Here is a 12,118-nt window from a genome sequence, read left to right as displayed (position 1 = left end):
CGGCCGCCGGGTGGTCGCGTCAGAGCGTCCAGGTGTCGATGATCACCGCGTTGTCGCGCTTGTGCAGGAGCGAAAGGTCGAGGACGTCGAGGGGGCTGATCGGCCGGATGCCCTCGATCAGCGAGGGCTCGCCATGGCCGTACAGGGCCTGAAGGGCGAACCGACAGGCATAGACCTTGCCGCCCTCCGAAATGAACTTGGCGATCTGATTGTTGAAGTTTTGGTGGCCCGGGAAGGCCTCGTCGCCGAGCGTCGGGAAGCCGCGCTGGATACCCAGCGTCACGCCGGGGCCGTAGAGAAGAATGGACGTCTCAAAGCCCTTGCGCAGCAGGCGGGTCGCCTGGAGCAGGTTCACGAAGCCGATCGAGCCTTCGAAGGCGACGGTGTGGAAGGTGACGAGCGCCTTCTGGCCGGGCTCTGCTTTCACATCCTCGAAGACCTTCTCCTCATAGTCGACGAAGAAATCGCCCTTCTTGTGCTGCTCGTGAGTGACGGCCGGCATTTGTGTGCTCCCTGATCTTGCTCCGCAGCGAACTCCGCCGCCGATCGAACAGGGAATGGCAAGGCCCGTGCCAACGCGGAGATCCGATCAAATCCAGGCGAGTCTCGTTCACAAATCCATTCAATTACTCTGAAGATGCCATCAATCACGCCATGTTCATGAATTGAGCATTGCGCGTATTTCGCGCGCATCATCTGCATCAATCTCGATCTGTATTTGACCAGATTGAATTGATTCCCAGAATTTCTCGCAACTACCACCTTTCCCATCGATGCATTGATGCGATCGGCATGGAGCTTGCTATCCATTCAATACTGAATTGACCGGATCAAAGGCTGGATGGATGCCGAGCGCATGAGTTCCTGGAACCCGGACCTCAGAAAATGGGGCAAGCCGCACTATCTCGCGATCGTCGAGGCGCTGGCCGAGGATGTCCGCACCGGTCGGCTCGCGGCGGGCACGCGGTTGCCGCCGCAGCGCGCGCTGGCCCAGGCCCTCGATCTCAACTTCACGACGGTGGCACGCGGCTATGTCGAGGCGCAGAAGCGCGGTCTCGTCGAGGGGCGTGTCGGTCAGGGCACCTTCGTGACCGATCCCGTCGGGCGCGAACGGGCGGCCCCACCGGCCCATCGCGGCGCGGTCGACTTCACGATGAACCTGCCGCCGGAGCCGGACGACCCGGCACTCGTCGCGCGGATGCGCGCCGGCTACGCCGCGCTCGCCGCAGATCTGCCGAACCTGCTGCGCTATCAGGGCTTCGGGGGCACCGAGCACGACAAGGCGGCGGCCCTGCGCTGGCTCACCCGCCGCGGCGTCATCGCGACCTCGGACCGGCTGCTGATCTGCCCCGGCACGCATAGCGCGCTGGGCGCGATCCTCGACACCGTTGCGCAACCGGGGGACGCGATCTGCGTCGAACGGCTGACCTATCCCGGCATCCGCGCGCTCGCGGCCCGTCGGGGATTGCAGCTCGTCGACCTGCCGATCGACGAGGACGGCGTCGACCCGGAAGCCTTCGCGGCCGCCTGCACGCGCGTGGCTCCCAAGGCGATCTACCTCAACCCGCTCCTGCAGAACCCGACCACCGCCACGATCAAGCGGGGTCGACGCCAGGCCATCATCGAGGTGGCCCGGCGGTACGCCGTCACGATCATTGAGGACGACGCCTACGCCTTCGTCTGCCCGACCCCTCCGCCGAGCTTCGCGACGCTGGCGCCCGAGATCACCTATTACATCGCCGGGCTGGCCAAGTGCCTCGGCGCGGGCCTGCGCATCGCCTATCTCGTTGCCCCGAATGCCCGCGCCTCGTTGCCCTTGGCCGCCGCCTTGCGCGCAACGGCCGTGATGGCCTCGCCGATCACCACCTCCCTGGCGACGCGCTGGATCGACGACGGGACGGCGGAGACGGTCCTCGGCTTCATCCGCACGGAGTCGAGCAAGCGGCAGTCGATCGCCGCACGGCTCCTGCCGCCAGAGCTGGTCCAGGCCGATCCCCACGGCTTCCATCTCTGGCTCTCGCTGCCGGAAGGCTGGACCCGCTCGGCCTTCGCGAGCCAGGCCCGGGCCGTCGGCCTCGGCGTCGTCGGCAGCGATGCCTTCTGCACCTCCGGCAAGCCGCCCGAAGCCGCGCGGGTCTGCCTCGGAGGGCTGGCTACCCGCGCCGAGATCACCCAGGCGCTCGAGGTCATGGCCCACGTGCTCGAGCAATCGCCGGCCTTGGCCTCGGCCTACATCTGAATGGGACGCGCGCCAGAGGCCGGCGATGCCTAAGCGCCGTCACATCGCGATGTGTTTTTCTTGCAACGACAAGCGTCTCATCATTCTTCGAGGCTCATTTCGAGTAGACTAAAGCAAATTGCAGTGCACAATCATTGTATAGACTAGAAACACAGTCAAATTGAATGGTTTTCCGGTCAATGATTGCTGAGCGATCATTGATCCTCCTAACGCAGCCGGTGGCTGCGGCCGATGTCGGCTGCTCTAAACTCAACAAAAAGGGGTCTGATCATGAAGCATATTCTCGCGACGGGGGCACTCTCGCTCTCGCTCGGTCTGGCGGCGACGGGCGCCTTCGCCCAGGCGACGACGATCCCCGGCGAACAGGTCGGCCTCGCCGTCGGCGCCCCGTTGCCGGAGGGCGTCTATGCCATCGACACCTTCATCTACCGCTCGCCCAGCGCACCCTCCTCGACCCTGACGGGTGCCGCCGACACCTCGATCAACGTCCCGGTCCTCGTCTGGTCGACGCCCTGGACGCCACTCGGCGGCCGCCTCGAGCTCATCGCAGCGCAGCCGACCGTCTCCGCCTACGGGCGCGCCGGCGGAGCGACCGGCGTGCGCGATCTCTCGGTCAATGTCGGCACCCTGCTCGGCGGCATCTGGGCGTTCGATCTCGGCAACAATTTCGGCGTCAGCCTTCTCGGCGCCGTCCACCTGAACGACCTCGATGCCGACCGCGGCGTGGTGCGGCTGAACAACGGCACGTTCGCCGGGGCGCCGCTGCTGCCGCAGCTCTCTTCGAACACCTACCGCATCGGCTTCGCGGGCAGCTACACTGGCGACGGCTATAACCTCACCGCCAACCTGACCTACAACTTCTACGACTCGCCCGGAAAATTCGACGGCGTGAACCTCCCGGGCTTCAACACCCGTGGCCCGTTCCGGATCTCGGATGCGCTGCTCCTCGACCTGACCGCAACCAAGAAGTTCGACCTGTTCAACGAGGGCAAGGCGAAATTCGAGATCGGCCCGGTCGCCTACGGCGCGATCAATCTCGATCCCAGCGCCTCGGCCGGCATCTTCGGCACCCAGAGCGGGCGGGCCGGCCGCTTCGCGGTCGGCGGCCTGATCGGCTACGATTTCGGGAAGTTCTCGGTGCAGGCCATCGTCGCGACAGATGTCGTCTCGACGGTCACCTATGCCCAGCCCGTCACGGGCATCACCAAGACCAACTACAGCACGGACGGCATGTTTCGCGTGATCGTGCCGCTCTATACACCGCCGGCGGCAGCGCCGATGGCGGTCGTCAGCAAGTACTGACCCAGGACGACATATCCAGGAGGCCGTCGCGGCCGCTGAAGAGCGGCGCTGGGATAGCCTCTGCCAGAAAATCGAAGTGTCTTACCTTCCCAAGGTCTGCACTCGATAGGGACCGGGTGACGAAGTCTCAACAGCCCCACCCGGTCCCGATATGAAAACTTGCTCAAGCGCGACAGCGGACGCATGTCTGGAGTTGCAATCTGCTTCAAAGTGGGAAGTGCTCAAGGATAAACGCAAATTACTCTCAATGGAATTATGTATTTTAGCAGTAAGACAGGTCCAGGCTCGCTGTGATCGTGTTGGCACTCAAGATTGTATGCGGATGATCGTTTTACCGCGCCGCCGCTCGGTCGAGTTAAACGCGGCAACAGCATCAGCTAGAGGTGCGACGATCCCAATATTTGTCTGCAGCCGCCCGTCCCGCACCCGCTCGACAAGTTCGCTCAATTGCGAACGATCGGCTTCCACGACAAAGTCGATCGCAGTTCCTTCACCGGGCTGCTCTTCGGATCGTCCGACGATGGAGATCATCCGTCCTCCCGTGCGAACCAAGCGTGCCGACCGCTTCCCAATCTCACCTCCGATGACGTCGAAAACCAAATCAACATTTCCGATATTCTCCAGCGTGTCGTGGTCGAGGTCGACAAACTCGTGTGTCCCGAATTCGAGCGCTGCTTGGCGGTGAGCCCCACGTCCGGTACCGATGATATGCGCACCGAACTCACGTGCCAGCTGGGTAGCGATCGACCCGACCGCGCCCGCGGCGCCGAGCACGATTACTCGTTCACCAGCACGAAGCCGACCATGTGTGACGAGCCCTTGCCAAGCCGTGAGGCCTGAGATTGGGATGCTCGCGCCGACAGTAAAATCGACGTCGTCCGGCAAAAGCGCGAGATTGCGGGCTTCGACTGCGACGTATTCAGCCAGCGTTCCATCTCGATACCAATCTGCAAGTCCGAACACCCGCTGCCCTACTTCCAGACCAGTGGTGCCATAGCCTTTGGCTGTGACCACTCCGGCCAGCTCATGTCCTGGGATCGAAGGGGTGCGATCGCGCCCAATGCGATCGGTCCAGGTCGGCGACCAGGTCAACTCGTCCGGAACGAACCCGGACGCATAAACTTGGACGACGACATCGTTGAGCGCCGGCTGCGGTTCGGGCCTGTCCACCAGCGTCATCCCGGCTGTTCCAGCCCCTTGATCGTCTACCACTATCGCTTTCATGGGGGCCTCCTATGGGCCCGCAAGTTAGACCGGCATTGGATCAGCGAAAGTACCAAGAACGAGAAGAATTCGTGTGCCAAGATCGGGTTCAGTGGTGCGAGCCGATTGCTCTGGTTCGTTCTTGGGGCAGCATTCAACGACGCCTACGCCAGCGACAAACGACGCCGTGTAACCCACAGAAGCGTTCCGACGAATGAATGCAGGTAGGCCGGGCGCAGCGGCGAAGGATCGGTGCGGAGAGAGATGGCGAGCGTCGAGCCGGTCGCCGCTCCGAAGATCCGGGACGTCGCCGGCTTGTTCCAGACGTAAGAATTCCCTTTGCGTCATCGGCCTCCGTTGAGACGGTTCGCATTTCTTCGACGCTTGAGGAGCTTCGTCATGGCGCTCTATAGGAGGACCGCGGAAGCCATTTCCGCGTTGACGGCAGAACAGTACAGCGTGACACAGGAAGGCGGTACTGAGCGGCCGGGTACTGGTGAGCTTCTGCATAACAAGGAGCCGGGCATCTACGTTGACATCGTGTCCGGAGAGCCGCTGTTCGCCAGTTCTGCCAAATTCGAATCCGGCTGCGGTTGGCCCAGCTTCACGAAGCCGATTGAGCCGGCAAACGTCACTGAGACTCGGGATCAATCTCACGGGATGGACCGGACGGAAGTCCGCTCGGCTCACGGCGATAGCCACCTGGGTCATGTCTTTGCCGACGGCCCGCGAGATCACGGCGGCCTCCGTTACTGCATCAATTCGGCCGCCCTGCGATTTGTACATCGGAACGACATGGAACCCGAGGGTTACGGGGCCTATCTCTCGCAAGTGGAGGATGTGGCATGAAGTCGGAGCGCGCAATTCTCGCCGGAGGCTGCTTCTGGGGCATGCAGGACCTCATCCGGGAGCAGCCAGGTATTCTTTCCTCCCGGGTCGGCTATTCGGGGGGCGATGTCCCGAACGCAACGTATCGGAACCATGGCTCGCACGCGGAGGCCATCGAGATTATCTTCGATCCTGAGCAGACGACCTACAGAGATCTGCTCGAGTTCTTCTTTCAGATCCATGACCCGACGACCGCAAACCGCCAGGGCAACGATCGCGGTTCGAGCTACCGGTCGGCGATCTTCTACACGTCACCCGATCAGCAGAAGGTGGCCGAAGAGACGATCGCGGACGTCGATGCCTCCGGTTTATGGCCGGGCAAGGTCGTGACTGAACTGGCAGCAGCCGGCGATTTCTGGGAAGCCGAACCAGAGCACCAGGATTACTTGGAGCGAATTCCGAGTGGCTACACCTGCCATTTCGTTCGCCCCGGCTGGCGGCTGCCGGGTCGAGAGCGCGCGGCGTAGGATTTCTCTTTCGTCGAGACGGCGGCATTTATGCCGTCATGCCGCGTCTCGCCTAAAGCCGACGAAGACTTGGCTGTTCGTCGACGAGGTCGCGAACGTAGTCAAGGCAGGATGAGCATCAAGATCGTGACGGTCGCTTCCTTTACTCCAGTATCCGAAGCAACCCTGGCTGCATTCGAGCAGCTCTTTTTGGGTGCCTTCAATTGGTTTCGTTGGCTCGTCGCGCAGCAATGATGTTCGATAGCTGGCCCCAATGGGCAGCAACCGTGGCCGCTCGAAGGTTGGTTATGCCCAGCAGCAGCCCCGGCTTCGCGCCGCCAGTGAGGTACCAGGGGGTCAGAGGCGCCGGGGCGAGACCGTGGCGCCAGCAATCGCCGGCGATGCCGACGTCATCGAGCCCGGATTCGAGCGGCAGCAGCACCGCAAGGCCACCCATGCCGAGGCCAGTCTCGGCCTGACCGATACACGAAAGCAGAGCTTTCCGGCGCTCTGTATAGAGTGCCTTCATGCGCCGCAGATGCTTGAGGAAGTGCCCTTCATGCATGAATCGCGCGAGAGCGAGCTGCTTCGAACGGTTCGGCGAAGGGTGCAGGCACGCAGCGGCTTGGCCAAACTGCTCGGCGAGCGCAGGCGGTGCGACCAGAAAGCCGATCGAGATGGCGGGGCTCAGTGTCTTGCTGAAGGTCCCCAGATGGATGACCCGACCCTCCGGATCCTCTGCCGCCAGCGCTTGCGCAGGGCGGCCATCGAGCTGCAGCTCGTTCAGATAGTCGTCCTCAATGATCCAGGCACCCGCATCCCGGGCCCAGGCGAGCAGTTCGTGGCGTCTTACGCGTGACAACACGGCTCCCGTAGGCGCCTGCTGCCCTGGGGTCACGAGCGCGATTCTCGCCGTGGGCGCACGTCTGACGGCCTCCGCCACGTCGATGCCTTCGTCATCGACGGGGATGGAAATGGGCGAAACTCTCGCGATCTCGAGCGCCATCCGCGCGATGGGATAACCGGGTTCCTCGAACCAGCAACTCGACCCTTCCGCACCGATCGTCCGGAGCGCGACAGCGAGCCCGGCTCGGTAGCCCTGAGTGACGATGACCTGATCGGGGCTGCATGCGAGCCCGCGGGCGATGGCAAGATGCGCGACGATCTCCGCCCGAAGGCTCGGCTCGCCGCGAGGGTCCGGATACGACGTGGGCGCCAGGGATTCGCTGCGCGCGGCGGCCACGTTCACCCGTGACCACGCCGTTGACGGAAAAGCATCCTGTGCGGGAACGCCCATCTGGAAAGGCCGAGGGACTTCCGAGAAGCTCGGCAGCATCGCGAGCAGAGGCGGCGAGATGACGACGGTAGGCGCAGCGACCGTGGGGATCCTTCGCGCGACGCGTGTTCCGGCCGGTCCGGCGGTCACGATCAGCTCCTCGTCGGCGAGCCGATCATAGGCTGACCGGACGGTGCCGCGAGCGACCCCGAGCTGGACGGATAGTGAGCGCCATGACGGCAATCGCGCATCGGGAGCGATGCGCCCCTGGTGAATGGCGTTGCGGATGCCCTGGAAGATTTGCTCGGCAAGGGGTGCGGCAGCCGCATGGTCGAGCGTGAGCTCGAGAGCATCGGCGGTCGATGGTCCTATCGCTTCCGACACTCTTGGTTCTGCCCAGGGATAACGCCGACTGCCATCTACCGCGTTATGAACACGCCGACGACACCTCCAATCGGTGCAGTCCGATCCGTTGAGACGAGCCGTACTCTGTACGGCGCATCCGTTGAATACGGTTTGCACTGCATTCTATGGCTAGCCCAGCCGCTCGGCACGTGGGCCAGCAGCCGAGATCTTGCAGATATGCAGGGGGGCTCCGCTGCGCTGGTGGCCAAGATCTTTCCCAAGCTCGAGAAGGCCGGCCTCGTGGAATCCGCGAGCGGCATCAGCGGCGGTTACAGGCTGGCTCGATCGACCGACGCTATCACGGTGCTCGACGTCGTCGATGCGATCGAAGGGGATCGCCGCCTCTTCGATTGCAGGGAAATCCGCCGTGGCTGCGCAATGTTCGGCGGCAACCCACCCGCATGGTCCGCCGATGGCGTCTGTGGGATCCATGCCGTGATGTTGCGGGCAGAGAACCGCATGCGTGCCGAGTTGAGGCGGACGACCCTCGCCGACATCCAAGGATCCGTCAAAGCCCCGCCGGGCTTTGCTGACGAAGTGAAGGAGTGGTTCGAGGTCCGCGCCGATAAACGAGAACGATCTCGCCTCACGGCGGTCCGCGAAGGTGCTCGGCGCCGGACGGTTTCAGCGTCGCCCGAAGAGCTCTCATCCACCTCTTCAAACCGAGCGGCGCAGCCCTGTTCTCCGCCGAACGGCACCGCCTGCCCGAAAGCCTGAGCTCATCAGGAGAAGACCAGAAGGAGATCAATCATGAGACCTCACGTGCTCGTCGCATTCGCTGCTTTCATGTTTCTCGTAACGTCGTCGATCCAGGCTGACGAAGCCAAGGTCGCGCCGGCTTTCGGCGCGGCGATACCCAACATTCCCGGGAAATCTCTCAAGGCGGTCACAGTCGAGTACGCCCCCGGGGGCAAGTCCGGCAGTCATCGCCACGCAAAATCGGCTTTTATCTGGGCGTACGTTCTCGAGGGCGCCTTTCGCAGCAAGGTCGATGACGGCCCGGAGCGCGTCTACCGGGCAGGCGAGTGGTGGACCGAGAATCCCGGCGCGCATCACGAGGTGAGTGCAAATGCCAGCGACACCGCACCCGCGAAGCTTCTGGCCGTGTTTGTCGTCGATTCCGACGAAAAGACACTCACCATTCCCGACCAGCATTGAGGAGGCTTCGATGACACAACGTATAGACCATCTATCCGTCGTTCCGGGGGCGATGAAGGCACTCGGATCGGTCCATGGCTACCTTCACTCCCAGACGGAACTCGGCGCGAAGCTGATCGACCTAGTCTTCTTGAGAACTTCACAGATCAACGGCTGCGCATACTGCATCGATCAACACTCGCGAGACCTGATCAAAGCCGGCATGACACCGGAGAAGCTCTTCCTCGTACCGGTCTGGCGCGAGGCGCTTCCGCTGTTCGACGAACGTGAACAAGCAGCCCTGGCCTTCACAGAGGTCGTGACAGGGGTTGCCGAGACCGAGGTGCCGGACGTGGATTATCAGGCCGCTGCCAAGGTGTTCTCGGAGAAGGATCTGGCGGACCTCGTCGTTACGATCGCCTTGATGAATGCCTACAACCGCATCGGAGTAACCTTCCGCCTCACACCGAAGGCTGCCGCGGCCTGACGCCGATCAGGCGGGACATCCGCGATCCGCGCATCTCTTGGCAAACGCTATATCGGCCTGCCGCCGCTCGGCACCTTTCCAAACAGGATCTCATCGGCGAGCCATGACGCTAGGACGGAGTATCACATGAAGATCGTCGTTATCGGAGGCACGGGGCTGATCGGCTCCAAGGTGGTCGCCATGCTTGAGGCTCAAGGGCATCGCGCCATCGCAGCCTCACCCCGCAGCGGGGTCAATGCAGTCACGGGCGAAGGTCTAGAAGTCGCCCTCGGCGGGGCCAGCGTCGTCATCGACGTTTCGAACCCGCTGTCCTTCGATGACCATGTCGCTCTCGAGTTCTTCTCTCGCTCCGGACAGAATTTGGCTTCGGCCGAGAAGGCTGCCGGTGTGAAGCACCATGTCGCTCTTTCGGTCGTCGGAACGGAGAGGCTTCAGAACAGCGGCTATTTCCGAGCCAAGCTCGCTCAGGAGGAGCTGGTCGTATCGTCGGGCATCCCCTGGACGCTCGTGCGAGCGACCCAGTTCTACGAGTTCGTCGGTACGATTGCCGAAGCTTCCACGGCCAATGGCGTGACGCGGGCGACGTCAGCCGCAATCCAGCCCATCGCCGCCTCGGATGTCGCGGCCAAGATTGTAGAGTTGGCAACGATAGAGCCTGCCAACGCGATGATCGAGATCGCAGGCCCCGAACGAATGCCGCTCGCGCAGCTCCTGGCGCAATACTACGAAGGTGTCGGAGACACGCGCGCCGTCCTGAGCGACGAGATTGCCGCCTATTTCGGTGTCGCCATCGACGATCGATCTCTCACGCCTGAGCTGGGCGCCTGGACATCGACGCAGACATTTCAGGCGTGGCTTGCAGACCAACTGACGAGTCGTTCGTCATCGGCCGAGCGCATGGGTTAGGATAGGTCGATGAAGATCCAAGTGGCAGCGAAAGCGCCGAGCGCTCGGCCTCAGCCAAACGGCCGATGAACCAAATTGCGAATAGATAACGCGACTACGTAGAATTGCGGTTAGACAGTCATCGGCTCACCCCACGAGGTTGATGGCGGCGGCCCAGATAATGCCATTACCGATGTATCGTCGCTCGGACCGCTTGGAGATTGATGTAGCGTGTGGCGGTCGAGCTGCATGTTTCGAGTTGCTCTGGGAGGGCTCTGGAACCTCGCAGGGCGACAGCGGGTCAGGTGGCCTCTCGACAATGTTGCCTGGCCCGCATGCCTTGCCGAGTTCCCCGAGAAGCGTCTCTCGCTTCCTCGGGCAATCGCGGGTCGAGCGCCTCTTGCAGTCCGGGCTGCTCGGCCCGCTGGTAATTTCGAAGAACCTTCGGCCTCTTCCAGCCGGCTAGGGATAGATCAAATCCAGAAGCACGTCGGGCTTATCAGGGCGAGGTCGACGCCGGTCGTTTCGACATGGCGGCGGTGACGGTGGGCCGAGCGGGCATTTCGCCGTGCAGCCTACTTGGCCTGCTTCAGGCTCGCCGTCTGTACCGGATACTCGATCATGCCCTGGCTGTTCACGCCCATCAGCGTGGTGAAAGAGTTGGGCTGGCGAGCCGCCGGGCTGCTCTGCGCCGACATTAGGGTGGGCGCCGAACGGCGCGCTGCTTCAGAAACGACCGACAGCGATGTGCGCTTTCGCGCTTGTTGCGTCAGGAAAACATCGTTCAACTGACGCGGGGGCTGAACGACCATCTTGTGAGAGACGGCCATGTTCGCCGCGGTCGCCTGCCTGTTGGACATACGGACAAAGGTCAGTCCAATTTCTACCGCATCACGCGCCAAGAGCGTGGGCGTGAGCGGTCGGGCTCGGTGCCCTCGCCCGAAGACGGCATACACCCTGCGTAAGGTTGGTCACTACGACTACACCGTGATGGACGGAAAGATTGCCGTGGGCCACGCTTTCGGCTTGGAAGCCTTTGTCGAGGGCACGCTGCTCTGGACCGTCAGAGCCTATGACGTTGATCGTGAGGTCTACTCCCTTCAGGATGCTAAGGACTGGCTCGCAGGGGGCAATCCACCAGTGCCCGACGAAGCTGTCTGACCTTTGCTCCGTCGCACCGTGAAGAACAGCAGAGCTTCCAGTGCCCTCAGTTCCGCGACAGCGGAGCCTTGATCTCGATCAGCTCGGCGGGGAAGGGATTAAGCCGCTGAATGGCAGAGATGCGAGCTGCAAGGCTGCCCCCAACTTGGCAGAGGCAGCGTCTTCTTTCCGGACTCGCGCATGGCACAGAGCTCCTAACGCGGTTACTGGAGAGAACGTTGGCTTTCTTGTTTTGCCACCTGAACCTTGACTGGCACGAGTTCACCCAACCAAGTCATCCGCCGCCGGCTCACTATGCCCCTTCGGAGCACGCGATCTATAGGCCAAAACGACCGTGATGGGCGGCTTGATGCCGTAGCAGCGGCAGAACGTACGTCCGCTTTCGGGGATCGCGCAATCGCTAGTCTACGGCGGGGTTGGGTGATCAGCAGCCGCGATCCGGTTCTCGCACTGCCTCCGTCCTCACGGAAGCGCTTGGCGCTGCGGCGATGGTTTTGGCTCCGACATTCAAGACGCACGCACGAACCGAGTCTCTCAGAAGGACCGAACTTATCTCCAGCGTTCGCAAAGACCGCTCGCGGAAAGCTGAACATTCTCAGCCAGAATGCTGCACTTTTTGCTTGCAGAACCGAAACATTCTCCGCGCGTGAGCCTGCCGTAAGACCACAGGCCCATTGGGCAAGCCGCCC

13 protein-coding genes are annotated in these 12,118 nt (G+C 62.5%); 9 read left to right on the top strand and 4 right to left on the bottom strand.

What is annotated here, in order from left to right:
- Nucleotides 1-19 precede the first annotated feature (19 nt).
- The gene (locus tag HCU64_RS23955) at nt 20-502 is read right to left on the bottom strand and encodes an MSMEG_0572/Sll0783 family nitrogen starvation response protein (protein WP_183502014.1); all 483 of its coding nucleotides are present in this window, start codon (nt 500-502) and stop codon (nt 20-22) included.
- A 354-nt stretch (nt 503-856) separates the two neighbouring features.
- Here HCU64_RS23955 and HCU64_RS23950 point away from each other — a divergent pair, with 354 nt between their 5' ends.
- Nucleotides 857-2,239, top strand: a complete 1,383-nt coding sequence (locus HCU64_RS23950) for an aminotransferase-like domain-containing protein (protein WP_233386921.1) — start codon at nt 857-859, stop codon at nt 2,237-2,239.
- 267 nt (nt 2,240-2,506) lie between these two features.
- The gene (locus HCU64_RS23945) at nt 2,507-3,541 is read left to right on the top strand and encodes a transporter (protein WP_233386961.1); all 1,035 of its coding nucleotides are present in this window, start codon (nt 2,507-2,509) and stop codon (nt 3,539-3,541) included.
- 306 nt (nt 3,542-3,847) lie between these two features.
- Here HCU64_RS23945 and HCU64_RS23940 read toward each other — a convergent pair whose 3' ends face one another.
- Nucleotides 3,848-4,765 (bottom strand): NADP-dependent oxidoreductase, encoded by a 918-nt coding sequence (locus tag HCU64_RS23940; RefSeq protein WP_233386920.1) that lies wholly within the window; start codon nt 4,763-4,765, stop codon nt 3,848-3,850.
- Between the two features lie 378 nt (nt 4,766-5,143).
- Here HCU64_RS23940 and msrB point away from each other — a divergent pair, with 378 nt between their 5' ends.
- Nucleotides 5,144-5,593, top strand: a complete 450-nt coding sequence (gene msrB / locus HCU64_RS23935; protein ID WP_233386918.1) for a peptide-methionine (R)-S-oxide reductase MsrB — start codon at nt 5,144-5,146, stop codon at nt 5,591-5,593.
- Nucleotides 5,590-6,099, top strand: coding sequence for a peptide-methionine (S)-S-oxide reductase MsrA (gene msrA / locus HCU64_RS23930; RefSeq protein ID WP_233386917.1), 510 nt, complete (start codon nt 5,590-5,592; stop codon nt 6,097-6,099). The genes msrB and msrA overlap by 4 nt, the downstream gene beginning before the upstream one ends.
- Nucleotides 6,100-6,298: 199 nt before the next feature.
- Here the strand turns inward: msrA and pdxR are convergent, their stop codons facing one another.
- Nucleotides 6,299-7,738 (bottom strand): MocR-like pyridoxine biosynthesis transcription factor PdxR, encoded by a 1,440-nt coding sequence (gene pdxR / locus HCU64_RS23925; protein WP_233386916.1) that lies wholly within the window; start codon nt 7,736-7,738, stop codon nt 6,299-6,301.
- On the opposite strand from pdxR, the gene HCU64_RS23920 reads away from it, so the two are divergent.
- The 4 genes from HCU64_RS23920 to HCU64_RS23905 all read left to right on the top strand — a co-directional run bounded on the left by HCU64_RS23920 (nt 7,682) and on the right by HCU64_RS23905 (nt 10,289).
- Nucleotides 7,682-8,476, top strand: coding sequence for an RrF2 family transcriptional regulator (locus HCU64_RS23920; protein WP_325170022.1), 795 nt, complete (start codon nt 7,682-7,684; stop codon nt 8,474-8,476). The genes pdxR and HCU64_RS23920 overlap by 57 nt on opposite strands.
- A gap of 33 nt (nt 8,477-8,509) precedes the next feature.
- Nucleotides 8,510-8,917 carry a cupin domain-containing protein gene (locus tag HCU64_RS23915; RefSeq protein ID WP_233386914.1) on the top strand — a complete coding sequence of 136 codons (408 nt, stop codon included), beginning with the start codon at nt 8,510-8,512 and terminating at the stop codon, nt 8,915-8,917.
- A gap of 10 nt (nt 8,918-8,927) precedes the next feature.
- Nucleotides 8,928-9,383 (top strand): carboxymuconolactone decarboxylase family protein, encoded by a 456-nt coding sequence (locus tag HCU64_RS23910; protein ID WP_233386913.1) that lies wholly within the window; start codon nt 8,928-8,930, stop codon nt 9,381-9,383.
- A 126-nt stretch (nt 9,384-9,509) separates the two neighbouring features.
- Nucleotides 9,510-10,289 (top strand): SDR family oxidoreductase, encoded by a 780-nt coding sequence (locus HCU64_RS23905; RefSeq protein ID WP_233386912.1) that lies wholly within the window; start codon nt 9,510-9,512, stop codon nt 10,287-10,289.
- A 554-nt stretch (nt 10,290-10,843) separates the two neighbouring features.
- Here the strand turns inward: HCU64_RS23905 and HCU64_RS23900 are convergent.
- Nucleotides 10,844-11,098, bottom strand: a complete 255-nt coding sequence (locus HCU64_RS23900; protein ID WP_233386910.1) for a hypothetical protein — start codon at nt 11,096-11,098, stop codon at nt 10,844-10,846.
- On the opposite strand from HCU64_RS23900, the gene HCU64_RS23895 reads away from it, so the two are divergent.
- Entirely contained in the window at nt 11,097-11,429 is a 333-nt protein-coding gene (locus HCU64_RS23895) for a hypothetical protein (protein ID WP_233386909.1), read from the top strand. The two genes, HCU64_RS23900 and HCU64_RS23895, sit on opposite strands and share 2 nt — an antisense overlap.
- Nucleotides 11,430-12,118: the final 689 nt, after the last annotated feature.

Origin of the sequence: Methylobacterium sp. C25 (genome assembly GCF_021352225.1) — a bacterium.
GTDB lineage: Bacteria > Pseudomonadota > Alphaproteobacteria > Rhizobiales > Beijerinckiaceae > Methylobacterium.
Note: the sequence above shows the minus strand (reverse complement) of the source record. Positions and strands in the feature narration are given on the sequence as shown.